Origin of the sequence: Rhodoferax fermentans (genome assembly GCF_002017865.1) — a bacterium.
Classification (GTDB): domain Bacteria; phylum Pseudomonadota; class Gammaproteobacteria; order Burkholderiales; family Burkholderiaceae_C; genus Rhodoferax; species Rhodoferax fermentans.
In genome coordinates, this window is the sequence record NZ_MTJN01000002.1 from 1,742,223 (window position 1) to 1,766,146 (window position 23,924).

Below are 23,924 nucleotides of genomic sequence, written 5' to 3' on the forward strand. Positions count from 1 at the left end.
CAGCGGTCAGATGTCAGGCAAAGGGGGCAGACGGCGTGGTGTTGGCCATAACCTCGCCCAGCCGAATGGCACCACCCGGCTGCCAAGTCGGATTGAAGCTTAGCGGGCCCTCGGGGAACAACATCACCACCGTGGAACCAAGCAAAAACCGGCCCATCTCCTCGCCCTGCTTGAGGGAAATGCTATTATTTTCATAACTCCACTGCGTCAGCTGACCACTGCGCCTGGCGTTCACCACCCCATGCCAGACGGTGGCCATGCTGCCCACAATGGTGGCACCCACCAGCACCAGCACAAACGGCCCGCGCGGGCCATCAAACACACACACCACCCGTTCGTTGCGCGCAAACAGTCCCGGCACACCACGCGCCGTTGCCGGATTGACCGAAAACAGGTCCCCCGGCACATAAATCATGCGGCGCAACACCCCGTCACACGGCATATGAATGCGGTGGTAGTCGCGTGGACTGAGGTACAGCGTGGCAAAGTGGCCATCCTTGAACTGGGCGGCCAGACTGGCATCGCCGCCCACCAGGGCGGTACAGCTGTAGCTGTGGCCCTTGGCCTGAAAAATCTGCTGACCCTGGATCGGGCCAAACTGGCTGATGGCGCCGTCCACCGGACAAATCAGCTCGGCCTGCGCCAGCGGGCGTGCGCCGCTTTGTAATTCACGGGTGAAAAAGTCGTTGAAGCTGGCGTAACTGGCGATGTCCGGGTTCGCTGCCTCGGCCATGTTGACCCGGTAACGTTTCACAAACCAGGCGATCAGCGCGGTGGTCACCGAGCCGCCCTGCCAACTGGCCACCTTCCCTGCTAAGGCCGTGAGGGCCTGCTTGGGCAACAGGTACTGCGAAAGCACGGCAAGACGTTCAGACATGGGACAAGGTGGGGAGTGAATGGGGAAAGGCATTCTATCGGCCGGCCTGCCAGACAGATGGCAAGCCCAATGCCAAAATGCCAACCAGCCCGGCGCACCTGCGTAACGCCCAACCAGAGCACGACCCCACCATGAACACCCCCGCCTACACCGCCCTGACCCACACCTTTACCCGCCTGTACCGTTTGGGCCACCTGGGCGCCTTGGCTGGCTGGGACCAGGCGGCGATGATGCCGCCCAAAGGCAACGCCGCCCGGGGTGCGGCGCTGGCCGAATTACAGGTGGTGATGCACCAGATGCTGGCTGATGTGCGTTTGCCCGGTCTGCTGCAAAGTGCCAGCGCCGAGCCCCTGGATGCGCTGCAGCAGGCCAACCTGCACGAGATGCGGCGCGACTGGACCTTGAGCACCTGTTTACCCGAGCGCCTGGTGCAGGCCCAGAGTCTGGCCACATCCCGCTGTGAACATGCCTGGCGCAGCCAGCGTCAGAACAACGACTGGACCGGTTTTCTGGGTAACTTCCGCGAGGTGGTGAACAACGCGCGGGAAGAAGCACAGATCCTGTCCCAGGCCCAAGGCATCAGCCCCTTTGATGCCCTGATGGACAAGTACGAGCCCGGCAGCCGCAGCGCCGACATCGACACCTTGTTTGATGATGTCAAAACCTGGTTGCCCGATTTGGTGCAGCAGGTGTTGGCCAAACAAGCCAGCGAGCCCGTGTTGGCACCTGTTGGCCCCTTCCCCGTGGAACAACAGCGGGCGCTCGGGGTCGATCTCATGGGGCTGCTCGGTTTTGACTTTGAGGGTGGGCGGCTGGATGTGTCCGCCCACCCGTTTTGCGGCGGTGTGCCCGAGGATGTGCGCATCACCACCCGCTACACCGAGGCCGACTTCATGCGCAGCATGATGGGCGTTGTGCACGAAACCGGCCACGCGCGTTACGAGCAGAATCTGCCCGCAGACACCCGCCATCTGCCGGTTGGCCGGGCACGCTCGATGGGTCTCCACGAGAGCCAGAGTTTGCTGTTCGAGATGCAACTGGGCCGCAGTGCCGCGTTTCTGCAACTCATCGCACCCCGCATTGCCCTACACCTGGGCCACCAGGCCGCCTTCGAAGCCGACAACCTGGCTCGCCTCTATACCCGGGTGCAGCCCGGCTTGATCCGGGTGGACGCGGACGAGCTGACCTACCCGGCCCATGTCATCCTGCGTTATGAGATTGAGCGGGATCTGATCAATGGCCTGATGGCACCCGAGGACATTCCGGCCCAGTGGGATCAGAAAATGGGGCAATACCTCGGCCTGGACACACGAGGCAATGTCAAAGACGGCTGCCTGCAGGACATCCACTGGCCCAGTGGCAGCTTTGGTTATTTCCCGAGCTACACGCTCGGCGCCATGTATGCAGCACAGTTTTTTGCTTGCATCCGGCGCGCCCACCCCGACCTGGACACACGGGTAGCAACAGGCGATCTTTCTCCGATCTTTGACTGGCTGCAACAGCACATCTGGCAGCAGGCCAGCCGCAGGCCCACCCAGGACCTGGTGCTACAAGCCACCGGCGAAAAACTCAACCCACAGCACTTTCGCTCGCATCTGGAACAGCGTTATCTGTAGCGCGCAAGGCCCGTCCTGCCGCCCTCAAACGGGGGTGGAACGGCACAACAACCCAGCAGCATCCAGAACGGGTGAGCGATACACTTCCATCGACAAACTTCGATAGGGATGGCCATGAGTCTCTTGCGGATCTTCAAACAATTCACCCGTTCCATTGCGACTGTGTTGGGACTGATGTGTCTGATGGTGGATCTGTCCGGAGCCCAGGCACTTGAGAAACCGGGTGATAAGGTGGTGCTGACACTTTCCGGTCAGATCAACCGGGTGAACGAGGGCAAAACAGCGGCATTCAGCCTGCTGATGCTGAGCAGATTGCCGCAACACACCGTGTTCACCAAGTCGCCTTGGTACCCGGCGGGCGCCGAATTCACCGGCCCGTTGCTGCGCGATGTGCTGCGTGCTGTGGGTGGCCAAGGCAAAACCATCACAGCGTATGCACTGAACGACTACAAAACCGAGATCCCCTTGGAGGACGCCCTCAAGTACGACGTGATCCTGGCCCGTCTGATGAATGGCCAAGCCATGGCCGTGCGCGACAAAGGACCCTTGTTTGTGGTTTACCCGTTTGATGCCGTCGCCGAGTTGCGAACCCAGGTGTATTACAACCGCTCGGCCTGGCAAGTGAACCGCCTGCACATCCACTGAGGCAGCACAAGCACCATGGGCAGCGCACTGATGAAACGCAACAAGCTGCTTCTGCTCCTGGTGGCGGGCCTGGCGACGCTGTATGTCGCGATCGCGGTCTTGCAGGTGCGCCAGACCGACAGCCTGCAGCGTGTCATGCTGCGCAACGACCGTGAAGCCCTGTGGACCTTCCTGCAGTTGGAGAGTGAGTACCTGCGCTTCAGCAACGCCCTGGACCTGCGCCAGCTGGATCCGCAAAACCTGCCCGCCGACAGCTTGCAGCTGCGTTTTGACATCTTCGTCAGCCGGGTCAATGCGCTGGACGGCACCGGCATGCGTGAACTGATCGGGGATGCAGCCTCCTTCGACGAAGCCAAGACCCTGATCCGGCAATTTGTCCAACATGCCGACGCGGTGTTGTCGAGGTCACCGGCCAACACAGCTAAAGCACTGCCCGCGCTGCGGCGTGAGCTCGACACCCTCAAAACACCGATCCGGGAGTTGTCGATCCGTGCCGGCCAAACCTCGGCCTTGTTGGTGGATGCCCGCACCAAGGAGATCAAGACACAGCTGCAGGTGTCTGCGGCCTTGACGGCTTTTTTGTGTGTACTCACGCTGTTGTTTGCGCTGGCGATGCTGCGCCAGCACCGTCGCCGTATCGCGGCACAGGCGCTGAACCTGCAGGGTCAGATGGCACTGGCCAGTCTGACGGCACGCCAGGAGAAAGACGCAGCACTTCGGGTGGTGCAGGACGAGTTGCAGGAAATCACCGAGGCCCTGCCCCTGGCCATTTTCAGGGCGCGCCGCGACCCGGCGGGCCACCTGGTTTTGACCTACCTGAGCCATCAGATTGAGGCACTGTGGGGTGAGACCGCACAGGCCATGCTTGACGACGTCAGCTTGTTCATCCGCCGGGGTCACCCAGAGGACATGCGTGCGCTCAAGCGCTGCATTGACGCCTCGGCCGACACCATGGCACCCTGCAGCCAGGATATGCGCATCCAGCACGCACCCGATCAGTGGCACTGGGTCAACTTGGCAGCCTCGCCCAAGCGACAGGACGATGGCAGCATCCTCTGGACCGGCTTCATCCAGAGCATTGATGCCCTCAAACAACGTGACGACAAAGTGCAGGAGGTGCTGGCACAGCAAACTGTGCTGTTTGACAACATCCCTTCGGGCCTGGTGTTTTCTGCCGACGGTCTGATCCGGCAAATCAACACCGGTTTTGCGGGCATGGTTGGTGCCCCGCCCGCCGACCTGATCAACCACAGTGCGGCTTTCCTGTTTGGCAGCCGCGAGGCACAAGATGCTTTTAACGCCCGCGTGGTGCCGCAGCTCAATGAGGGGCTTCGAGTGGTCGAAGAAGGTGTTTACCACCGCTTTGACGGCACCCCGTTCCATGCCCGGCTGGCGGGTCGCCGGGTGACTGTCCGCGGCTTTGACCGCGCCACGATCTGGGTGGTCGAGGACATCAGCGAGCGCCAACAGATGGCGTCGCAGCTGGCCAACCAGGCCCGGTTCCAGAGTGCACTGATCGACACCATCCCCTACCCGGTGTTTTACAAAGGCGCCGATACCCGCTTTTTGGGGGTCAACCGTGCCTATGAGGAGTACATGGGTATCCAGCGCGAGAGCCTGCTGGGCAAACGCGTGCTGGATCTGGACTACTTGCCAGAAGCCGACCGCACCACCTACCAGGCCGAGGATGAAGCCACCATTGCCCAATGCAGCCGGGTGCAGCGCGAAATGCTGATCCCGTTTGCCGATGGCCGCCTGCACGAGACCCTGTATTTTGTGGCCGGTTTTGCAGATGCAAACGGCACACCGGCCGGACTGGTGGGCACCTTTGTTGACATGGCCGAGCAAAAGGCCGCCGAACGTGCCATCACCGAAGCCGCGCAGGAACAGAAGGTGATTTTTGAGGCCGTCAGCCTGGGCGTGCTGCTCACCGTCCAACGCCAGATCAAACGCTGCAACAGCGCGATGGAGACCATGTTTGGGTATGCGCCGGGTGCTCTGCTGGGGCAATCTACCGAAGTCCTCTACAGCGACTCCAGCGCCTTTGAGCAGATCGGCCAGTTGGCCTATGCCGCGATTGAACAGGGTGAGCTGGCGTTTTATGAGGCGCAGTACCGGCGCAATGACGGCAGCCTGTTCTGGGCCAGCGTCCATGGTCGGGCACTGGACATGGCACACCCGGACTGGGGTTGCGTCTGGGTTTTTGAAGACATCACCCCCAAGAAACTGGCGGCCCAGGAATTACAACGCGCCAAAGAGGCGGCCGACGCCGCCAGTCTGGCCAAGGGCAACTTCCTGGCCAACATGAGCCACGAAATCCGCACCCCGATGAACGCCATCATCGGCATGTCGCACCTGGCTTTGAAAACCGAGCTGACACCGCGCCAGCACGACTACGTCAGCAAAATCCAGCAAGCGGGCCAGCAACTGCTGGGCATCATCAACGACATCCTGGACTTCTCCAAGGTCGAGGCTGGCATGCTGACGGTGGAACAGATCCCGTTCGAGCTGGACAAGGTCTTGCAGAACGTGGCCACCGTCATCGTCGACCGCGCGAGTGCCAAAGGGCTGGAGATCATTTGTGATGTGGCAGCTGACGTGCCCCAGAACCTGATCGGCGACCCGCTGCGCCTGGGGCAGGTGCTGATCAACTACGCCAACAATGCGATCAAGTTCACAGAACACGGCGACATCAGCATTGTGGTGCGCCTGGCAGACGGGGCCTCCACGCCCGGCTTGCTGCGCTTTGAGGTGCGAGACACCGGCATTGGCCTGACCCAGGAGCAGATCGGTCGCCTGTTCCAAAGCTTCCAGCAGGCCGACAGCTCCACCACCCGCAAATATGGCGGCACCGGCCTGGGTCTGGCCATCAGCAAGAACCTGGCCGAGCTGATGGGTGGCACCGTGGGTGTGGACAGCACACCTGACGTGGGCTCCACCTTCTGGTTCACCGCCCGTTTGGGTCTGGGAGAGGCCAAACCGCGCCTGCATTTGTCGCGGCTCGACCTGCAGCGCCAACGCATCCTGGTGGTGGATGACAACGAACACGCAGCCCATGTGCTCAGTGATCTGCTGGGCTCATTTGGTTTTGTGGTCGAGACCGTCCTGAGTGGTGCTGCCGCCATCGAATACGTCACGCAGGAAGCCAGCCATCAACAAGGCTTTGACTTTGTTTTGCTCGACTGGCAGATGCCCGGCATGGACGGAGTGGAAACCGCCCGCCGCATCCAGAACCTGGGGCTGGCCACCCTGCCACACCTGGTGATCGTTACAGCGTATGGCCGCGAAGAGGTGATACGCAGCGCCCACGACGTGGGTATTGACGACATCCTGGTCAAACCGGTGGGTGCCTCGCTGTTGTTTGACACCATGCTGCGCCTGTTGGGTCACCACACCAACCAAGCCGGGCTGACGCCTGCGGCCCACGACAGTGCCGCCCTGGATGCCCAACCCGCTCCACTGCGCGGTGCACGCCTCCTTGTGGTGGAGGACAACGAACTGAACCAGCAGATTGCCTTGGAGTTGCTCGGTGATGCCGGTTTTGCGGTGGACCTGGCCGGAGACGGCCAAATCGCCCTGACCATGCTGGCCCAGATGCAGCAAGTCGGCAGCCCGTATGACCTGGTCCTGATGGACATGCAAATGCCGGTGATGGACGGCCTGCAGGCCACCCTTGAGATCCGAAAGAACCCTAGCCACGCCGATCTGCCCGTGGTGGCGATGACGGCCAATGCCATGGAAGACGACCGCCAGCGCTGCCTGGCTGCGGGCATGAACGACTTTGTCACCAAACCGATTGAGCCACTGGATCTGTGGCGGGCGCTGGTGCGCTGGATTCGCCCACGCGAGGGCCTGGGCCAGCCGGTGACCCAGCAGCGCCAGACCTGGACACCCACCGCGGAGGACGAAGACCTCCCGCCACAGATCCCCGGGATCGACCTGCGCCTGGGGCTGCGCCATACCATGGGCAAAAAACCCTTGTACCTGAGCCTGCTGCGCCGCTTTGTGCGTGGCCAGCAGGCTGGCCTGCGCCCGATTGAGCAGGCGCTTCAGGCCGGTGACACCCCCGCCGCCGAACGGCTGGCGCACACCCTCAAAGGACTGGCTGGCAACATTGGCGCCAGCGCCCTGCAGGCGGCCATGGAGAAGGTGGAAACCGCTGTTCGCGACAAAGCGCCGCAGACCACCGTGCACAGCCTGCTGGCCCCTGCAGCAGACCTGTTGACAGAACTTCTGAGCCAGATCCAAGCCCACCTGCCTGAGCCAGCCGCCCCACCCGCGAGCATCGTGGTGGACCCGGCACAAGGCCAGGTGATTTGCCAACAGCTGCAAGCCCTTCTGGCTTACGATGACCCGCAAGCGATGGAGCTGCTGCGGGACCACGCCCCTTTGCTGCAAGCGACATTGGGGGCCAGCTATCACAGCATCAGAACCGCTGTGGATGACTTCAATTTTGAAGAAGCTCTGCGCGAGCTGACATCTGCGACCACCCAGGCCAAGATTCCTCTTTGACACACAACCGCTGACCATGAACAAATCTGTCCACACAGGCAAATCCACCATTCTGGTGGTGGATGACACCCCCGAAAACCTGACGCTGATGTCCACCCTGTTGAAAGACAGCTACCAGGTGCGGGCTGCCAACCATGGTGAGCGGGCACTCAAGATTGCGTTCTCAGACCAGCCGCCAGACCTGATCCTGCTCGACATCATGATGCCCGACATCGACGGCTACGAAGTCTGCCGCCAGCTCAAGGCCCAGGCGGCTACCCGCGATATCCCGATCATTTTCCTGACCGCCCGCTCGGACATGGAGGACGAACAAAAGGGCCTGGCACTCGGTGCGGTCGACTACATCACCAAACCGATCAATCCGCCCATCGTGCTGGCGCGGGTGGCGGCGCAACTCTCGCTCAAGGCCCGCACCGATTTCCTGCGTGAAAGAAACGACTTCCTGCTGGAGAAAAACGACTTCCTGCTGGAGAAAAACGACTTCCTGCACGACAAGAATGCATTTCTGGAGCACGAGGTGGCCCGACGCACCGAAGAAGTCACCGCGATTCAGGATGTCACCATTCTGGCCATGGCCTCGTTGGCCGAAACCCGCGATTCAGAGACCGGCAACCACATCCGGCGCACCCAGAACTATGTCAAGGCCCTGGCTGAAAACCTCAAAACCCACCCGCGTTTTGCCCACTTTCTGAGCGACCACAACATCCAGATGTTGTTCAAGTCAGCGCCCTTGCACGACATTGGCAAGGTGGGTATCCCGGACCGCATCCTGCTCAAACCGGGCCGTTTCACGCCCGAAGAGTTCGAGATCATGAAAACCCATACCACCCTGGGGCGTGATGCCATCGCCCACGCCGAGGCCTCGCTCGGCACCCGGGTTGAGTTCCTCACCATGGCCAAGGACATCGCCCTGTTCCACCAGGAAAAATGGGACGGCAGCGGTTACCCGGCCGGTTTGCAGGGGGACGCCATTCCGATCTCGGCGCGCCTGATGGCCGTGGCCGATGTGTATGACGCCTTGATCAGCCGCCGCGTGTACAAGGAAGGTATGCCGCATGAGCGCGCGGTCGAGATCATCGAGCAAGGGCGGGGCAAACACTTCGACCCAGACCTGGTGGACTGCTTTCTGAGCATCCAGGGCGAATTCCAGGCCATTGCCTTGCGGTTTGCCGATTCTGACATCGACATGCACAAAAAATCGATCTACCTCAGCTTGGCATCAGCCAGCACGGCGAGCTGACAGAGGCCCTGTAGCGCCGTTTGGCTCACGCGGCGCCTGCCACAATGCAGGCATGTCTGCCGCCCGCATTCCCCCTGTCCAATGCCTGCTGACCTTTGAGGCGCTGGCGCGCCTGCGCAGTGTGACCCAGACCGCCGAGGAACTGTGTGTCACCCCCAGCGCAGTGAGCCACCGTGTCAAACAGCTCGAGCAGATCATCGGCACCAAGCTGTTTGGCCGCGCCGATTTTTCGCTGACCATCGAAGGGGTGGAGTACCTGGCGCATGTGCGCGAAGGGCTGGCGATGCTGCAGCGTTTTCCAAGCTCGGCCATGGCACCAGGCAAACGCAAGCTGCGCCTGGCGGTGACGCCCACTTTTGCCCGCTCGATCCTGATCCCGCGCCTGCGCCAGTTCACCGAGGCCTACCCCGAGATTGACCTGACGCTGCAGGTCTCGATCCCGCTGCTGGACGTGGTGGCTGAAGACGCCGACCTGACGATCCGTTTTGGCGCCGGCCGTTACGCCGACATGGAATACACCTGCCTGACCAAGGACGATGTCACCCCGCTGGCGTCCCCGGCCTATGTGCGTGAACACGGGCCGTTCGAGGTGGCGCAAGACCTGGCAGGTGAGACCCTGCTGCGCAGCCCACTGGAGCCCTGGCGCACCTGGTTTGCAGCGAACGGCCTGGACTGGCCCGAGCCGGTGGACGGCTCCCAGTTCAACGACATCGGCCTAATGTGTGACGGCGCCGCCGCTGGCATGGGCATTGGCCTGATCCGCCTGAAACTGGCCCAGCCCTGGCTCGACAACGGCTCCTTGGTGCGCCTGGGCCACAGCAGCGTGTTCAGCACCAACGTGCCCAGCCCCCACGCGCATTACCTGTGCTGGCGCACCGGCATGATGGACCGCTGGGAATGTGCCGCCTTTGCCGAATGGCTCAAAACCAGCCCGGCCTGAGTTGGATGTCAAAAGTGCTTCCAGCCCTTATTTTTAAAGGGGCAACAGCTATGTTTGTCAGAGTGTTTTTATTTCAAGCGCTGTTGCAAAAATCATCACACCCCAGGCGCGCACAAGGGTTTAGAGTCACCCCCTGACCACACAGCTCCGCCAAAGCACCGCCATGAACAGTCCCGTTGCTGCCATCAACACCACACCACTACAAAGATCAGAGCGACAAGCCCAGGTTGTCAAAGGGCTACAAGCCGATTTGCCACCACACGCCTTGCTCTGGCAGGCCGAAGACACCACCCCCTACGAATGTGACGGCCTGACCGCCTACCGCCAACGCCCGCTGGTGGTCGCCTTGCCCGAGAACGAAGCCCAGGTGCAAGCCGTGCTGCGCACCTGCCACCGCCTGGGTGTGCCGGTGGTCGCGCGTGGTGCAGGCACAGGCCTGTCCGGCGGCGCCTTGCCCCACGCATTGGGGGTCACCCTGTCGCTGGCCAGGTTCAACAAGATCCTCAAGATCGACCCCAAGGCCCGCACCGCCACCGTGCAATGCGGGGTGCGCAACCTGACCATCAGCGAAGCCGTGGCAGGGCTGGGTCTGTATTACGCGCCCGACCCGTCGAGCCAGATCGCCTGCACCATCGGCGGCAATGTGGCTGAAAACTCTGGGGGTGTGCATTGCCTCAAATATGGCCTGACACTGCACAACGTGCTCAAAGTCAAAGGTTTCACCGTGGCGGGTGAGGAGATAACCCTGGGTTCCGCTGCGCTGGACACACCCGGACTGGACCTGCTGAGTGTGGTGATTGGCTCCGAGGGCATGCTCGCGGTGGTGACCGAGGTCACCGTCAAACTCATCCACAAACCGCAGTTGGCGCGCTGCATCATGGCCAGTTTTGACGACATGCGCAAAGCCGGTGACGCGGTCGCCAGCCTGATTGGCGCGGGCATCATCCCGGCCGGGCTGGAGATGATGGACAAACCCATGACCGCTGCGGTGGAAGACTTTGTGCACGCCGGCTACGACCTGACGGCCGAGGCGATTCTGCTGTGTGAGAGCGACGGCACACCCGAAGAGGTCGAGGAAGACATTGGCCGCATGAGCGCCGTGCTGCGTGGCTGTGGTGCCACCGCGATTGCGGTCAGCCGGGACGAGGCCGAGCGCCTGCGCTTCTGGAGCGGGCGCAAAAACGCCTTTCCAGCGAGCGGGCGCATCAGCCCCGACTACATGTGTATGGACAGCACCATCCCCCGCAAACGCCTGGCCGATCTGCTGCTGGCGATCCAGGAGATGGAAAAACGCTACGGCCTGCGCTGTGCCAATGTCTTCCATGCCGGTGACGGCAACCTGCACCCACTCATCATGTTTGACGCCAACGACCCCGATCAGCTGAAACGTTGTGAGCTATTTGGTGCCGAGATTCTGGAGACCAGCGTCGCCATGGGTGGCACGGTGACCGGGGAGCACGGTGTCGGTGTCGAGAAACTCAACAGCATGTGTGTGCAGTTCAGCGCCGAAGAAAACGAGCAGATGTTTGGTGTCAAACGTGCGTTTGACCCGCCCGGCCTGCTCAACCCCGGCAAGGTCATCCCGACCCTGCAACGCTGTGCCGAGTACGGCAAGATGCTGGTGCGCAACGGCCAGCTCAGCCACCCCACCCTATCACGTTTTTAATAGCAAACTATGCAAGCAATACAAGGGCTAGCATGCCTTTTGGCCATGCAGTCTCTGGGTGAACTCCTGTCCCGCGGTTTCCATCTTCCCATTCCCGGTCCGGTGATCGGCATGCTGCTGTTGCTGCTGGCCCTGCGCTGGCCCAAGGTGCGCCAGCCGGTGGCCAGCTGCGCGGGCTTTTTGTTGTCGCACCTGTCGCTGCTGTTTGTGCCGGTGGGGGTGGGCGTCATGACCCACCTGGACCTGCTCGAACATTTTGGGGTACGCATGCTCGCGGTGGTGGTGCTGTCGACCTGGATCGGCCTGGGCACCACCGCACTGGTCTTGCGCGCCATCAGGAAAGCCAACGATGCCTAAATTTGTCGAACTCTGGATCTATTTGTCAGCCACGCCGCTGTTCGGGCTGACCGCCACCCTGGTGGTCTACGTGCTGGCCCAGGCGGCCTATGTTCGCCTGCACCAGGCGGCGTGGGCCAACCCGGTGTTGTGGTCGGTGATTGTGCTGGCCTGTCTGTTGGGGCTGACCGGGGAGGACTACCAGACCTATTTCTCAGGCGCGCAATTCATCCATTTCCTGCTGGGCCCGGCGGTGGTGGCACTGGCCTGGCCGCTGTGGGAGCGCCGCACCGAGCTGCTGCTGCGCTGGCGGGCGCTGTTGCTGGCGGCCCTGGTCGGTGGCGCGGCAGCCAGCAGTTCGGCGTTGGCTTTGGGCTGGGCCATGGGGCTGCCGCACGATGTGGTGTTGTCACTTGCGCCGAAGTCGGTGACCTCGCCGGTGGCGATGGGGATTGCCGACAAGATCGGTGGCATTCCTGCGCTGGCGGCGGTGTTTACCGTGATCACCGGCATGGTGGGTGCCCTGAGTGGCAAGGCGCTACTGAGCTGGCTCAAGGTGCCACCCACCGCACACGGCTGGATGTCGCAGGGCTTTGCCTTGGGAACAGCAGCACACGGCATTGGCGCTGCACGTGCTTTGCAGGTCAACGCCGATGCCGGCGCTTATGCCGGTCTGGCACTGGGCTTGCAAGCGGTGCTGGCGTCCCTGTTGATACCGCTGCTGTTCTGGCTGTTTTGAACCTCAGACGCGCTGGTTGAGGCGCCGGGCGGGTTCGTCATCCGCCAGAATTGCTTGCGCCCAAGGGGTGAGCTTGCTGGTGTCGGCACGCAACACCTCTTGCTTGACCGCCAGAATCTGCGCCGGATGCATCGAAAAACTGCGCAAGCCAAAACCCAGCAGCAACTTGGTCAGACTGATGTCTCCGGCCATTTCGCCACAGACGCTCACCGTCTTGCCCTGCAGCCGCCCCTCTTCGATGGTGCTGGCCACCAGCCGCAACACAGCCGGGTGCAAGGGGTCGTAGAGATGCGCCACCGACTCGTCGGCACGGTCGATCGCCAAGGTGTACTGGATCAGGTCGTTGGTGCCGATGGACAAGAAGTCAAAGTACTTCAAGAACACCTTGAGTGTCAAGGCGGCGGCCGGGATCTCGATCATGGCGCCAATTTTCACGTTGCCATAACTCACGCCCCGGTTGTCCAACTGCACCCGGGCATGGTCGATCAAGGACATGGTCTGGCGGATTTCGCTGGCATGCACCAGCATCGGAATCAGCAAATGCACCGGGCCATGCACTGCGGCCCGCAAAATGGCGCGCAGCTGGGTCAGGAACATGGCCGGTTCGGACAGGCTCCAACGGATGGCGCGTAAACCCAGCGCCGGATTGAGGTGACCGATGTCCCGCGCGGTGTCGTCCAGCGGCTTATCGGCACCAATGTCCACCGTGCGGATGGTGACCGGCAGGCCTTGCATGCCTTCGATGGCGCGCCGGTAGGCCTGGTACTGCTCCTCTTCATTGGGCAACTTGCCGTGACGCCCCATGAACAGGAATTCACTGCGAAACAGGCCCACCCCCATCGCCCCCGCCTGGACGGCGGCAGCCGCGTCGTCGGGCATCTCGATATTGGCCAGCAGCTCGACTTTCTGGCCATCCAGCGTGACAGCTGGGGTGTGTCGCAAACGTGCCAGGCGCCCCCGGGCCAATTCACCCTGGCGTTGTTTGAAGCCGTATTCAGCCAAGATGATGGGCGAGGGATCAATCACCGCCACACCGGCATCCCCGTCCACGATGACCCAGTCGTCCTGTCGGATCAACTGGCTCGACAACCTCGCGCCCACCACAGCGGGGATGTCCAGACTGCGCGCCACAATCGCGGTGTGTGATGTCTTACCCCCCACATCGGTGATGAACCCGGCAAAAATGCTCTGCTTGAACTGCAGCATGTCGGCCGGTGACAGGTCATGCGCGACCAAGATCAGGGGCACATCGACCGTGTCGTCCAGCAGCAGGTCTTGTTGCGAGGATTTGCGACCACCGCGCCCGAGCGGCTGGATCAGTGGGGAGGAAATGCCCCGCATGGCACGCAAGATACGCTCCGTGATCTGCTCCAGGTCGGACTTGCGCTCACGCAGGTACTCGTCCTCCATTTCGTCAAATTGGCGGCCCACCACCTCCAGCTGGCTGGTCAGCGCCCATTCGGCGTTGTAGAGCCGGTCTTTGATCCAGTGTTTGACACCTTGTGTCAGCTGCTCGTCCTGCAGCAGCATCAGGTGCACCTCCAGCAGGGCCGCCAACTCGTGTGGCGTGTCCTTGGGCCCCATTTGGCCAATGCTGGTCTGCAGCCGGTGGATTTCCGCAATCACCGCATCACGACCATCACGTACCCGGTTGATTTCAGCAGCGACCTGCGTTGGTTCGATGAAGTAATGGGCGACGTCCAGGCGGCTCGAGGCTACCAGCACCGCACGCCCGATGGCGATGCCCCGTGCGACTGGCAATCCATGGATGGCAAACGTCATAGGTGGGACACCTGGGTCATTTATTCACCCTCGCCAAATTTGTCATTGATCAGGGCCAACAGCGCGTCCATGGCCTCTTGCTCACGTTCCCCGCTGGTTTCTACGCCAACCTCCACCCCCTGCCCGGCCGCCAGCATCATGACACCCATGATGCTTTTTGCGTTGACACGGCGGTCACCGCGTGACATCCAGACTTCACACGGAAAGCTGCCAGCCAACTTGGTCAATTTGGCCGAGGCGCGGGCATGTAAACCCAGTTTATTGCTGATAGTCGTGGTCGTTTTGATCATGTGGTCTTCGTTTTTGATTCTGGGGTGCGGTCACGGCCACCTGCATCACACCTTGTGTCCCGCCAGCCAAAACCCGCGCCACCAAGGCATCCATGGCTTCCTGTCGGTAGGTCACGGCCCGCAACAACATGGGCAAATTGACACCGGTAATGAGTTTGGAGTTCACACCATCGGCCATTTTCTGAGCAATATTGCAGGGCGTGGCACCAAACAGGTCGGTCAGGATCAAGGTGCTCGGCGTGTTGAGCAGCGAGAGTGTCATCCGCGCCGCAGCCAATGTTTCATCCGTGGGCATGTTGGGCTGGACATCAAACACAGCCAGCGACGTCGCCGCATCTGGAAACACATGCAACACACATTGACGCAAGGCACTTGCCAAGGGCGCATGGGCAATGATGAAGATACCGTTGTTCATAAGGTGAAAGAGGCGCCGGGTGTGCAGCGATGTGCGATGTGGGTCCTGCTGAGAACAGTATGGGTGTGATTATGGCGTTGTCGGTGGGGTGTCGGGGTGAGCTGCACAAGGCTATTTCATCGCACCGAACACCCTCTGCAACACGGCGCTGCCGGTGCCAACGGGGTCTTGGCGGATTTTCTTCTCTTCTTCCCCGATCATGAAATAGAGACCATCCAGCGCTTTGCCCGTGACATACCGCTCCAGACTGACGTCCTCCCCCTTGAGCAAACCGATGTTGGCAGCTTGACTGGCAATGCGGTTGTATTTGTCGGCCAGTCTGACCTGCTGTGTGGTTTTCTTGACTATCGGTAAAAACTTGTCGGCCAATTGGACCCTGGTCTTGTCGGCAAAAAACTGCGTTACCGATGTCTCGCCACCCACCAGAATGTTCTTGGCGTCCTGCACACCCATCGACTTGACGGCGCCGACCAACACCTCACGCGCCAAGGGCACGGCGGCCTCTGCTGCGTGGTTCATGGCCGCAACGAGTTCATCCAGCCTGGCGCCCTGCCCCAGGCGGCGCAACAAACCAGCGGCGTCCTCCAGGTACCCAGGCAAAGGAATGCGGACCTTGTCATTGCCCAAAAACCCGTTGTTCCGCCCCAGCGAGTCGACGGCAAAACGGACGCCTTTCTCAAGCGCAGCCTTCACCCCCTGAGTAGCTTGTGAACTGCTGACATCGTTCAAGGTCAACGCTTGGCTCCTCAAGGGAAGCGCACACCCCATGGCAGCGGTGTACGCCACACTGAGGCGGCCGAAATGACGACGATTCATCGGCTCATCCCTACAAAAGAGGTAGCAGGAGGACACAATCCATCCCCACAGCAAACCAGCCCGGGCTGCAGGCCGTGCCTTTTGAGTGCATCACTTATTCTTGAAATCGTCGTGGCAGGACTTGCAGGTGCCGCCCGTGCTATTGACAGCTGCTTTGATGCTGTCCAAGTTGCCAGATTTGGCTGCCACATTCAGTTTGGCCATTTCTGTCTGCATCTTGTTGGCGTAGTCATCAAATTTTGTTTTGTTGGACCAGATCTCTGGTTTGGCCTTGCTCTCGCCTTTGTCCATGCCAGGCCCAAAACCCGCCCAGGGCAACTTGGCCACGAAGTCAGCCACAGCAGCGCTGTCCGCAGCCAGTTTGGCGTCAAACGGGATTTTTCCGGCCGCCATACCTGCAACACGACCAAAGTTCTGCTGCATGACGAAGAAAGAACTCTGGCGGTATTTGATCGCGTCCTCCACCTTGGCAAACTGTGCCGAGGCCGGGACCATCACACAGGCAGCGACGGCTGCCAGAACAAAAGTACGTAGCTTTTTCATTCCATTGCTCCAAGAGTTAAACTGAATCTGACCATCTTCATTCTAGGGTTTTTCCTAGCTGAATCGCATCAACAAGGATTGCTGACATGTCTCAGAAATATGTAGTTCGCGTATGGGATGCGCCCACCCGCTTGTTCCATTGGGCACTGACCGTGTGTGTTGTCGCAGCGGTGATCACCGCACAAGTGGGGGGAGCGGCGATGGATTGGCACTTCCGGCTTGGTTACGCCATTCTGACCTTGCTGATGTTCAGGCTGATTTGGGGCTTGGTTGGTGGCCATTGGTCCCGTTTCCGTGCCTTTATGTACCGGCCAGGACAGGTTTTGGCACACCTCAAGGGCCAAACTGACCCACAGCAAACTGTAGGACACAACCCTGTGGGCGCACTGTCCGTCTTTGCATTGATGGGATTTTTGGCACTGCAACTGGTCTCTGGCCTGTTCAGTGACGACGAAATTTCGGCAACCGGCCCCTTGGCGTCCTTGGCCTCGTCAACCTGGGTTGCCAACGCTACCTATTACCATGCCGAAGTCGGCAAACTGATCTTGATCGCCCTAGTCACACTTCATGTGCTCGCAATTGCCCTGTATTTTCTGAAGAAACGGGAGAATCTGGTGCGCCCCATGGTCACTGGGGACAAAACCCTGGAATTTGCTGCCCCTGACTCAGAAGACAACGCCCAAAGTCGAATCAAAGCGGCACTCATCACAAGCGCTTGTGCTCTGCTCGTGTGGGCCTTGGTACGCTGGCTGGGGTGACCACAGATTCCGCTCCGAGCAGCAAACTACTGCCACGGACCAGATCCCTGCCAATTTCTCAGACAAAAAGAAAAGGCCCACAAAGTGGGCCTTTTCTTGTGCGGCGCGTCAACAGACGCGCTTGTGAGAGAAATTAAACGATAGCGGCTTTTTGAACCAGGCGGGTTGCAACCCAGTTCTTGGTTTTTGAAATTGGCCGGCTTTCGGTGATCTCAATCGTATCGCCCAATTTGAACTCACCCTTTTCATCGTGGGCGTGGTATTTGCTGGACTTGCCAACAATCTTGCCATACAGCTCATGCTTGACGCGGCGTTCAATCAGAACGGTCACGGTCTTGGCACGTTTGTCGCTAACGACCTTGCCAATCAAGGTGCGTTTGAGGGATGTTTTAGCTTCCGTCATTTATCGCTCCTTATTTGGCGGATGTGTCAGCAGCCAGCTTCTCAACCAAAATGGTCTTGGCGCGGGCAATGTCACGGCGCGCAGTGCGGATCGTGGCTGTGTTGGTAAGTTGTTGCGTGGCCTTTTGCATACGAAGACCAAAGTGCGCTTTTTGCAGCTCTTTGACTTCCGCTTTCAAACCGGCAACATCTTTTTGGCGTAATTCAGTCGTTTTCATATCATTTGCTCCTGATTACTGACCGATCATGCGGGCCACAAAAGTGGTGCGCAAAGGCAGCTTGGCCGCAGCCAAACGAAACGCTTCACGAGCCAACTCTTCTGTCACACCGACAATTTCAAAAACGATCTTGCCAGGCTGAATTTCAGCCACGTAGTACTCGGGGTTACCTTTACCGTTACCCATACGCACTTCAGCAGGCTTCTGGGAAATTGGCTTGTCAGGAAACACCCGAATCCAGATGCGTCCACCACGCTTCACGTGACGAGAAATCGCACGGCGGGCGGCTTCAATCTGACGCGCTGTCAAACGGCCACGATCAGTACATTTCAGACCAAAGTCACCAAATGCGACCGAGCTGCCTCGGGTCGCAATACCGGTGTTACGGCCTTTTTGCTCTTTGCGGTACTTGCGACGAGCGGGTTGCAACATAGTTATTCTCCTTTACCGTCAGCTGCTGCAGCTGGCGCGGCTACCTTGCGGACGCGCTGAACGGCGGGTTTGTTGGCGTCGGCACCAGCGGCCTCGGCGGGTTTGTCACTGCCATCGGCAGGTGCGTTGTTGCCACCAAGCGGACGACGTGCGCCACGAGATGCCGGGCGGTCGGCGCCTGGACGACCGGAACGGTCATCGCGACGGGGGCCACGAGGACGACGTTCTTCTTCCGTGCGTTGTTCCGTTGCCGGCAAATCATTGCGACCCAGGTTATCACCCTTGTAGACCCACACCTTCACACCAATCACACCATAGGTGGTCTTGGCTTCAGAGGTACCGTAGTCGATGTCTGCACGCAAGGTGTGAAGTGGAACGCGACCTTCGCGATACCACTCGCAACGAGCAATTTCAATACCATTCAGACGGCCAGACGACATGATCTTGATGCCCAAGGCACCCAAGCGCATGGCATTTTGCATGGCGCGCTTCATGGCCCGACGGAACATGATGCGTTTTTCGAGCTGTTGCGTGATCGAGTCAGCAATCAATTTGGCATCGATTTCAGGCTTGCGCACTTCTTCGATGTTGACCGCCACTGGAACACCCAATTGACGACCGAGGTCGCGCTTCAGGTTTTCAATGTCCTCACCCTTTTTACCGATCACCACACCCGGACGTGCCGAGAAAATGGTGATGCGGGCGTTCTTGGCAGGACGCTCGATCAGAACGCGAGAAACAGAGGCGTTCTTGAGTTTGGCTTTCAGGTACTCGCGCACCTTGATATCTTCAGCCAGCATGCCCGCGAAATCGCGGTCATTGGCGTACCAGCGAGATGACCAGTTGCGGCTAACCGACAGCCGAAAGCCGGTTGGATGGATTTTTTGTCCCATAACTTCCTGGCCTCTTTCAGTTACCAACCGTCACGTACACATGGCACGTGGGTTTTCTGATTTGGTTGCCACGGCCTTTTGCGCGGGCCGTGAAGCGCCTGAGCGAAGCACCTTGTTCGACGTAGATGGTTTTCACCTTCAATTCGTCAATGTCGGCGCCGTCGTTGTGTTCAGCGTTGGCGATGGCAGATTCCAGAACCTTCTTGATGATCACAGCAGCTTTTTTCTGTGTGAACTGCAAAATGTTCAGAGCCTGATCCACCTTCTTGCCGCGAATCAAGTCCGCGACCAGACGACCTTTGTCTACCGACAAACGGACGCCACGAAGGGTTGCACGTGTTTCCATGGTCGCCTCCTTATTTCTTCTGGACTTTTTTGTCCGCAGGGTGGCCCTTGAAAGTCCGGGTCAGAGCGAACTCACCCAACTTGTGGCCAACCATTTGGTCAGTGATATAGACAGGCACATGCTGCTTGCCGTTGTGCACAGCAATGGTCAAGCCGATGAACTCGGGCAAAACCATTGAGCGACGCGACCAGGTCTTGATCGGCTTTTTGTCTTTGGTAGCAACCGCTTTTTCGGTTTTGGCTACCAGATGATGGTCAACAAAGGGACCTTTTTTGAGAGAACGAGTCATTGCCTACCCCTTACTTCTTGCGACGCGACACGATCATGACCTGCGTGCGCTTGTTGTTTCGGGTACGGTAGCCCTTGGTCAGATTACCCCAAGGATCCACTGGATGACGGCCTTCACCGGTCTTACCTTCACCACCACCATGCGGGTGATCCACAGGATTCATCACCACACCACGGACTGTCGGGCGAATACCCATCCAGCGCTTGACGCCAGCTTTACCGAGTTGACGCAGGCTGTGCTCTTCGTTGGCAACCTGACCCAAAGTGGCGCGGCATTCGATGTGGATCTTGCGAACCTCACCGGAGCGCATACGCACCTGAGCATAAGTACCTTCGCGCGCCAGCAAGGTAGCCGAAGCACCTGCCGAACGAACAACCTGGGCACCCTTGCCAACTTGCAGCTCAATGCAGTGAACCACTGAACCCACCGGAATGTTCCGAATAGGCAAAGTGTTACCCACACGAATTGGCGCTTCAGCACCACTCATGATGGACGCACCCACTTCCAGGCCACGTGGCGCAATGATGTAACGACGTTCACCGTCTGCGTAACACACCAAAGCGATGTGCGCGGAGCGGTTCGGGTCGTATTCAATGCGCTCAACCTTGGCTGCGATGCCATCCTTGTTACGCAAAAAGTCCACAACGCGGTAATGATGCTTGTGACCGCCACCCTTGTGACGGGTCGTGATGTGGCCATTGTTGTTACGGCCAGCGTGCTGGAACTGAGGCTCCAACAAAGCTGCGTGTGGTGCACCCTTGTGCAGGTGATCACGCGAAATCTTCACCACGCCACGACGGCCTGGAGAAGTTGGTTTCATTTTGATAACAGCCATGATTACGCAGCCTCCCCACCAAGGTTAATTTCTTGACCCGGCTTGAGCATCACGTAGGCTTTGCGAACATTGTCGCGACGCCCAACAGATTTGCCAAAACGCTTGGTCTTACCTTTGGTGTTCACCACAGACACGCCCTTGACCTCTACCTTGAACATCAATTCCACAGCGGCCTTGATCTCGTACTTGGTAGCGTCTTGGAGCACCTTGAAGGTCACAGCATTGCTCTTTTCTGCAGCCATCGTCGCCTTTTCGGACACGATCGGCGCAACAAGAACCTGCATCAAACGACCTTCGTCAAATTTTTGATTGGGGTTATTAGCATGGCTCATGCGAACATCTCCTGCAATTTACCCATAGCGGCCTTGGTCACCAGCACCTTGCGATAGTGAACCAGCGACACCGGATCAGCATAACGAGGCTCAACCACCAAGACATTCACCAGATTGCGCGAAGCAAGGTAAAGGTTTTCATCAACTTCGTCAGCAATCACCAACACAGAATCAAGGTTCATCGCCTTGAATTTGGCAGCCAACACCTTGGTCTTGGGAGACTCAACTGTCAGCGAGTCAACCACAGCCAAACGGCCTTCACGCGCCAACTGAGACAAGATGGACGCCATGCCGGCGCGATACATCTTCTTGTTGATCTTCTGGGCAAAGTTTTCATCAGGCATGTTCGGGAAAATCCGACCACCGCCACGCCACAGAGGCGAAGACGTCATACCAGCGCGCGCACGACCTGTTCCCTTTTGTTTAAAGGGCTTCTTGGTGGAGTGACGAACTTGTTCGCGATCCTTCTGTGCGCGGGTACCTTGACGGGCGTTGGCTTGGAAAGCAACAACAACCTGGTGAACCAGATCTTCGTTGTATGCACGACCAAACACAGTTTCCGGCGCATCCACAGTGGAAGCCACTTGACCTTGATCATTAAGGAGTTCGATCTGCATCAGTTCGCCCCTTTCGATTCAACGGCCTTTGCCTTGATGGCGGGACGCACGGTCACAAAACCACCAGCAGAGCCAGGGATAGCACCCTTGATCAGCAACAATTGACGAGACTCATCAACCCGGACGATATCCAGATTTTGCGTCGTCACCAGATCCACCCCAAGGTGACCCGTCATGCGCTTACCAGGAAACACCCGACCCGGATCTTGAGCCATACCAATGGACCCCGGGACATTGTGCGAACGGCTATTACCGTGAGACGCGCGCTGCGAGCTCATGTGATGCCGCTTGATGGTACCGGCATAACCTTTACCAATCGTGGTGCCCTGGATATCCACTTTTTGACCGACCGCAAAAACAGCGGAAACAGGAACAACCGCACCAGCCTGATAGGCTGCCGCAGCCTCAGAGGTCACACGGAATTCGCGAATGATTTCGCCAGCCTCAACACCCGCCTTGGCCAGGTGCCCAGCGATCGGCTTATTGACACGAGAGGCTTTTCTCGCACCGAATGTCACTTGCAAAGCAACATAGCCATCGTTCTCTTGGGTTTTGACTTGAGTCACCCGGTTGTTAGACACATCAATCACAGTGACGGGAATTGCATTCCCATCATCTGTAAACAGACGCATCATGCCAACCTTGCGACCAAGCAATCCTAAGTGATTGCTTAGACTCATTGTTTTCTCCATAACTCTCACCAGACCCACTTCAATTGGCGAGTCTGTTTGTTCGTGAAAGAGGGTTGATAAAAATCTGCAGGATGAGCTCTTGCAAGCCCACCCCAACAGAACCAGCGAGTATAACCACAGATTACCGCTTACGCAAGCAAATCCGCCCTCGCCGGAAATTGCAGTTATTGCAATTTGATCTCGACATCCACACCTGCTGGCAAATCCAGCTTCATCAAGGCATCAACCGTCTTGTCCGTCGGATCCACAATATCCATCAGGCGTTGATGGGTGCGGATTTCGAACTGGTCACGACTGGTTTTGTTGACGTGAGGTGAACGCAAAATATCGAAACGCTTCATGCGTGTTGGAAGAGGCACGGGGCCCTTGACAATCGCACCGGTGCGTTTGGCGGTGTCCACAATTTCAGCAGCCGATTGATCAATCAGCTTGTAATCAAACGCCTTCAGGCGGATGCGGATTTTTTGTTTCGTTGCCATGATGTTCCCTTATTAAGCAAGAATCTTGGCAACCACACCGGCACCAACGGTCTTGCCACCTTCACGGATAGCAAAGCGCAGACCTTCTTCCATGGCGATCGGGGCAATCAGCTTCACAGTGATCGACACGTTGTCACCAGGCATCACCATTTCTTTGCCTTCTGGCAGTTCGATGGCACCAGTCACGTCGGTCGTACGGAAGTAGAACTGAGGACGGTAGTTGCTGAAGAACGGGGTGTGACGGCCACCTTCATCCTTGGACAACACATAGACCTCACCCGTGAAGTGGGTGTGCGGCTTGATCGAACCCGGCTTGCACAGCACTTGACCACGCTGCACGTCTTCGCGCTTGGTACCGCGCAGCAAGATGCCAACGTTATCGCCCGCTTGACCTTGGTCGAGCAGTTTGCGGAACATTTCAACACCGGTGCAGGTGGTCTTCTGGGTGTCATGGATACCGACGATTTCGATTTCTTCGCCGACTTTGATGATGCCGCGCTCAATACGACCGGTCACCACAGTACCACGACCCGAAATGGAGAACACGTCTTCCACGGGCATCAGGAAGGCACCGTCCACAGCGCGCTCAGGCGTGGGGATGTAGCTGTCCAGTGCGTCAGCGAGCTTGAAGATGGAGCCTTCACCGAGGTCACCCTTGTCGCCTTCCATGGCGAGCTTGGCAGAACCATGGATGATGGGGGTGTCGTCGCCCGGGAAGTCATACTTGTCCAGGAGTTCGCGCACTTCCATTTCAACGAGTTCAAGCAGTTCAGCGTCATCCACCATGTCGCACTTGTTCAAGTAGACGATGATGTAAGGCACACCCACCTGGCGAGCCAGCAGGATGTGCTCACGGGTCTGGGGCATGGGACCGTCAGCAGCGGAACACACCAGAATGGCGCCGTCCATTTGGGCTGCACCGGTGATCATGTTTTTCACATAGTCAGCGTGTCCAGGGCAATCCACGTGGGCGTAGTGACGTGCAGCGGTTTCGTACTCAACGTGAGCGGTGTTGATGGTGATACCACGGGCCTTTTCTTCGGGCGCTGCATCGATCTGGTCGTAAGCCTTGGCTTGACCGCCAAATTTAGCCGCCAGCACGGTGGTGATGGCCGCAGTCAGGGTGGTTTTGCCGTGGTCAACGTGACCAATGGTGCCCACGTTGACGTGGGGCTTGGTACGTGTGAATTTTTCTTTTGCCATTTTTCAGTTCC

Annotated in this window: 27 protein-coding genes; 9 read left to right on the top strand and 18 right to left on the bottom strand. The window is 58.9% G+C overall.

Features of this window, described 5'->3' with window-relative positions:
* Positions 1-13 precede the first annotated feature (13 nt).
* Positions 14-877 carry an archaetidylserine decarboxylase gene (gene asd / locus RF819_RS08330; protein ID WP_078364558.1) on the bottom strand — a complete coding sequence of 288 codons (864 nt, stop codon included), beginning with the start codon at positions 875-877 and terminating at the stop codon, positions 14-16.
* A 131-nt stretch (positions 878-1,008) separates the two neighbouring features.
* Between asd and RF819_RS08335 the strand changes: the two genes are divergently transcribed.
* The 8 genes from RF819_RS08335 to RF819_RS08370 all read left to right on the top strand — a co-directional run bounded on the left by RF819_RS08335 (position 1,009) and on the right by RF819_RS08370 (position 12,571).
* Positions 1,009-2,493: a carboxypeptidase M32 gene (locus RF819_RS08335; protein WP_078366849.1), complete on the top strand. Its 1,485-nt coding sequence runs from the start codon at positions 1,009-1,011 to the stop codon at positions 2,491-2,493.
* Between the two features lie 114 nt (positions 2,494-2,607).
* Positions 2,608-3,138 carry a putative pterin-binding protein gene (locus RF819_RS08340; protein WP_242472791.1) on the top strand — a complete coding sequence of 177 codons (531 nt, stop codon included), beginning with the start codon at positions 2,608-2,610 and terminating at the stop codon, positions 3,136-3,138.
* A gap of 15 nt (positions 3,139-3,153) precedes the next feature.
* Positions 3,154-7,650: a response regulator gene (locus RF819_RS08345; RefSeq protein ID WP_078364559.1), complete on the top strand. Its 4,497-nt coding sequence runs from the start codon at positions 3,154-3,156 to the stop codon at positions 7,648-7,650.
* A gap of 16 nt (positions 7,651-7,666) precedes the next feature.
* A complete protein-coding gene (locus RF819_RS08350) occupies positions 7,667-8,890 on the top strand; it encodes a response regulator (RefSeq protein WP_078364560.1) in 1,224 nt (407 codons plus the stop codon).
* Between the two features lie 52 nt (positions 8,891-8,942).
* Positions 8,943-9,830 (top strand): LysR substrate-binding domain-containing protein, encoded by an 888-nt coding sequence (locus RF819_RS08355; protein ID WP_078364561.1) that lies wholly within the window; start codon positions 8,943-8,945, stop codon positions 9,828-9,830.
* 163 nt (positions 9,831-9,993) lie between these two features.
* A complete protein-coding gene (locus tag RF819_RS08360; protein WP_078364562.1) occupies positions 9,994-11,496 on the top strand; it encodes an FAD-linked oxidase C-terminal domain-containing protein in 1,503 nt (500 codons plus the stop codon).
* Positions 11,497-11,505: 9 nt separating this feature from the next.
* Positions 11,506-11,853: a CidA/LrgA family protein gene (locus RF819_RS08365; protein ID WP_078364563.1), complete on the top strand. Its 348-nt coding sequence runs from the start codon at positions 11,506-11,508 to the stop codon at positions 11,851-11,853.
* Entirely contained in the window at positions 11,846-12,571 is a 726-nt protein-coding gene (locus RF819_RS08370; RefSeq protein ID WP_078364564.1) for an LrgB family protein, read from the top strand. The genes RF819_RS08365 and RF819_RS08370 overlap by 8 nt, the downstream gene beginning before the upstream one ends.
* 3 nt (positions 12,572-12,574) lie before the next feature.
* On the opposite strand, the gene ptsP is transcribed toward RF819_RS08370, so the two are convergent.
* The 5 genes from ptsP to RF819_RS08395 form a co-directional block, all read right to left on the bottom strand.
* Positions 12,575-14,353 carry a phosphoenolpyruvate--protein phosphotransferase gene (gene ptsP, locus RF819_RS08375; RefSeq protein ID WP_078364565.1) on the bottom strand — a complete coding sequence of 593 codons (1,779 nt, stop codon included), beginning with the start codon at positions 14,351-14,353 and terminating at the stop codon, positions 12,575-12,577.
* A 20-nt stretch (positions 14,354-14,373) separates the two neighbouring features.
* Positions 14,374-14,643: an HPr family phosphocarrier protein gene (locus tag RF819_RS08380; RefSeq protein ID WP_078364566.1), complete on the bottom strand. Its 270-nt coding sequence runs from the start codon at positions 14,641-14,643 to the stop codon at positions 14,374-14,376.
* Positions 14,612-15,058 carry a PTS sugar transporter subunit IIA gene (locus tag RF819_RS08385; RefSeq protein ID WP_078364567.1) on the bottom strand — a complete coding sequence of 149 codons (447 nt, stop codon included), beginning with the start codon at positions 15,056-15,058 and terminating at the stop codon, positions 14,612-14,614. The genes RF819_RS08380 and RF819_RS08385 overlap by 32 nt, the downstream gene beginning before the upstream one ends.
* 111 nt (positions 15,059-15,169) lie before the next feature.
* Positions 15,170-15,874 (bottom strand): DUF4197 domain-containing protein, encoded by a 705-nt coding sequence (locus RF819_RS08390; RefSeq protein ID WP_078364568.1) that lies wholly within the window; start codon positions 15,872-15,874, stop codon positions 15,170-15,172.
* Positions 15,875-15,964: 90 nt separating this feature from the next.
* Positions 15,965-16,417, bottom strand: coding sequence for a c-type cytochrome (locus RF819_RS08395; protein ID WP_078364569.1), 453 nt, complete (start codon positions 16,415-16,417; stop codon positions 15,965-15,967).
* An 86-nt stretch (positions 16,418-16,503) separates the two neighbouring features.
* Between RF819_RS08395 and RF819_RS08400 the strand changes: the two genes are divergently transcribed.
* Positions 16,504-17,175: a cytochrome b/b6 domain-containing protein gene (locus tag RF819_RS08400; RefSeq protein ID WP_078364570.1), complete on the top strand. Its 672-nt coding sequence runs from the start codon at positions 16,504-16,506 to the stop codon at positions 17,173-17,175.
* Between the two features lie 133 nt (positions 17,176-17,308).
* Here the strand turns inward: RF819_RS08400 and rpsQ are convergent, their stop codons facing one another.
* The 12 genes from rpsQ to tuf all read right to left on the bottom strand — a co-directional run bounded on the left by rpsQ (position 17,309) and on the right by tuf (position 23,913).
* Complete coding sequence (rpsQ, locus tag RF819_RS08405; RefSeq protein WP_078364571.1) at positions 17,309-17,578, bottom strand: 30S ribosomal protein S17; 270 nt, start codon at positions 17,576-17,578, stop codon at positions 17,309-17,311.
* 10 nt (positions 17,579-17,588) lie between these two features.
* Positions 17,589-17,795, bottom strand: a complete 207-nt coding sequence (gene rpmC / locus RF819_RS08410) for a 50S ribosomal protein L29 (RefSeq protein WP_078364572.1) — start codon at positions 17,793-17,795, stop codon at positions 17,589-17,591.
* A 15-nt stretch (positions 17,796-17,810) separates the two neighbouring features.
* Entirely contained in the window at positions 17,811-18,227 is a 417-nt protein-coding gene (gene rplP / locus RF819_RS08415; protein WP_078364573.1) for a 50S ribosomal protein L16, read from the bottom strand.
* A 2-nt stretch (positions 18,228-18,229) separates the two neighbouring features.
* On the bottom strand, positions 18,230-19,120 hold the full coding sequence (gene rpsC, locus RF819_RS08420; protein WP_078364574.1) for a 30S ribosomal protein S3: 891 nt from the start codon (positions 19,118-19,120) through the stop codon (positions 18,230-18,232).
* 16 nt (positions 19,121-19,136) lie between these two features.
* Entirely contained in the window at positions 19,137-19,466 is a 330-nt protein-coding gene (gene rplV, locus RF819_RS08425) for a 50S ribosomal protein L22 (protein ID WP_075585605.1), read from the bottom strand.
* 10 nt (positions 19,467-19,476) lie between these two features.
* The gene (gene rpsS, locus RF819_RS08430; RefSeq protein WP_078364575.1) at positions 19,477-19,755 is read right to left on the bottom strand and encodes a 30S ribosomal protein S19; all 279 of its coding nucleotides are present in this window, start codon (positions 19,753-19,755) and stop codon (positions 19,477-19,479) included.
* Positions 19,756-19,765: 10 nt separating this feature from the next.
* Positions 19,766-20,590 carry a 50S ribosomal protein L2 gene (rplB, locus tag RF819_RS08435; RefSeq protein ID WP_078364576.1) on the bottom strand — a complete coding sequence of 275 codons (825 nt, stop codon included), beginning with the start codon at positions 20,588-20,590 and terminating at the stop codon, positions 19,766-19,768.
* Positions 20,591-20,592: 2 nt separating this feature from the next.
* Entirely contained in the window at positions 20,593-20,922 is a 330-nt protein-coding gene (gene rplW, locus RF819_RS08440; RefSeq protein ID WP_078364577.1) for a 50S ribosomal protein L23, read from the bottom strand.
* On the bottom strand, positions 20,919-21,539 hold the full coding sequence (gene rplD, locus RF819_RS08445; RefSeq protein ID WP_078364578.1) for a 50S ribosomal protein L4: 621 nt from the start codon (positions 21,537-21,539) through the stop codon (positions 20,919-20,921). The genes rplW and rplD overlap by 4 nt, the downstream gene beginning before the upstream one ends.
* Entirely contained in the window at positions 21,539-22,219 is a 681-nt protein-coding gene (gene rplC, locus RF819_RS08450; RefSeq protein WP_078366851.1) for a 50S ribosomal protein L3, read from the bottom strand. The genes rplD and rplC overlap by 1 nt, the downstream gene beginning before the upstream one ends.
* A gap of 176 nt (positions 22,220-22,395) precedes the next feature.
* Complete coding sequence (gene rpsJ, locus RF819_RS08455; protein ID WP_028250951.1) at positions 22,396-22,710, bottom strand: 30S ribosomal protein S10; 315 nt, start codon at positions 22,708-22,710, stop codon at positions 22,396-22,398.
* Positions 22,711-22,722: 12 nt separating this feature from the next.
* Positions 22,723-23,913, bottom strand: a complete 1,191-nt coding sequence (tuf, locus tag RF819_RS08460) for an elongation factor Tu (RefSeq protein WP_078364579.1) — start codon at positions 23,911-23,913, stop codon at positions 22,723-22,725.
* Positions 23,914-23,924: the final 11 nt, after the last annotated feature.

Coding starts and splice junctions, on each gene's coding strand:
- asd (WP_078364558.1), bottom strand. CDS start 877: ATGTCTGAACGTCTTGCCGTGCTTTCGCAGTACCTGTTGCCCAAGCAG.
- RF819_RS08335 (WP_078366849.1), top strand. CDS start 1,009: ATGAACACCCCCGCCTACACCGCCCTGACCCACACCTTTACCCGCCTG.
- RF819_RS08340 (WP_242472791.1), top strand. CDS start 2,608: ATGAGTCTCTTGCGGATCTTCAAACAATTCACCCGTTCCATTGCGACT.
- RF819_RS08345 (WP_078364559.1), top strand. CDS start 3,154: ATGGGCAGCGCACTGATGAAACGCAACAAGCTGCTTCTGCTCCTGGTG.
- RF819_RS08350 (WP_078364560.1), top strand. CDS start 7,667: ATGAACAAATCTGTCCACACAGGCAAATCCACCATTCTGGTGGTGGAT.
- RF819_RS08355 (WP_078364561.1), top strand. CDS start 8,943: ATGTCTGCCGCCCGCATTCCCCCTGTCCAATGCCTGCTGACCTTTGAG.
- RF819_RS08360 (WP_078364562.1), top strand. CDS start 9,994: ATGAACAGTCCCGTTGCTGCCATCAACACCACACCACTACAAAGATCA.
- RF819_RS08365 (WP_078364563.1), top strand. CDS start 11,506: ATGCAAGCAATACAAGGGCTAGCATGCCTTTTGGCCATGCAGTCTCTG.
- RF819_RS08370 (WP_078364564.1), top strand. CDS start 11,846: ATGCCTAAATTTGTCGAACTCTGGATCTATTTGTCAGCCACGCCGCTG.
- ptsP (WP_078364565.1), bottom strand. CDS start 14,353: ATGACGTTTGCCATCCATGGATTGCCAGTCGCACGGGGCATCGCCATC.
- RF819_RS08380 (WP_078364566.1), bottom strand. CDS start 14,643: ATGATCAAAACGACCACGACTATCAGCAATAAACTGGGTTTACATGCC.
- RF819_RS08385 (WP_078364567.1), bottom strand. CDS start 15,058: ATGAACAACGGTATCTTCATCATTGCCCATGCGCCCTTGGCAAGTGCC.
- RF819_RS08390 (WP_078364568.1), bottom strand. CDS start 15,874: ATGAATCGTCGTCATTTCGGCCGCCTCAGTGTGGCGTACACCGCTGCC.
- RF819_RS08395 (WP_078364569.1), bottom strand. CDS start 16,417: ATGAAAAAGCTACGTACTTTTGTTCTGGCAGCCGTCGCTGCCTGTGTG.
- RF819_RS08400 (WP_078364570.1), top strand. CDS start 16,504: ATGTCTCAGAAATATGTAGTTCGCGTATGGGATGCGCCCACCCGCTTG.
- rpsQ (WP_078364571.1), bottom strand. CDS start 17,578: ATGACGGAAGCTAAAACATCCCTCAAACGCACCTTGATTGGCAAGGTC.
- rpmC (WP_078364572.1), bottom strand. CDS start 17,795: ATGAAAACGACTGAATTACGCCAAAAAGATGTTGCCGGTTTGAAAGCG.
- rplP (WP_078364573.1), bottom strand. CDS start 18,227: ATGTTGCAACCCGCTCGTCGCAAGTACCGCAAAGAGCAAAAAGGCCGT.
- rpsC (WP_078364574.1), bottom strand. CDS start 19,120: ATGGGACAAAAAATCCATCCAACCGGCTTTCGGCTGTCGGTTAGCCGC.
- rplV (WP_075585605.1), bottom strand. CDS start 19,466: ATGGAAACACGTGCAACCCTTCGTGGCGTCCGTTTGTCGGTAGACAAA.
- rpsS (WP_078364575.1), bottom strand. CDS start 19,755: ATGACTCGTTCTCTCAAAAAAGGTCCCTTTGTTGACCATCATCTGGTA.
- rplB (WP_078364576.1), bottom strand. CDS start 20,590: ATGGCTGTTATCAAAATGAAACCAACTTCTCCAGGCCGTCGTGGCGTG.
- rplW (WP_078364577.1), bottom strand. CDS start 20,922: ATGAGCCATGCTAATAACCCCAATCAAAAATTTGACGAAGGTCGTTTG.
- rplD (WP_078364578.1), bottom strand. CDS start 21,539: ATGCAGATCGAACTCCTTAATGATCAAGGTCAAGTGGCTTCCACTGTG.
- rplC (WP_078366851.1), bottom strand. CDS start 22,219: ATGAGTCTAAGCAATCACTTAGGATTGCTTGGTCGCAAGGTTGGCATG.
- rpsJ (WP_028250951.1), bottom strand. CDS start 22,710: ATGGCAACGAAACAAAAAATCCGCATCCGCCTGAAGGCGTTTGATTAC.
- tuf (WP_078364579.1), bottom strand. CDS start 23,913: ATGGCAAAAGAAAAATTCACACGTACCAAGCCCCACGTCAACGTGGGC.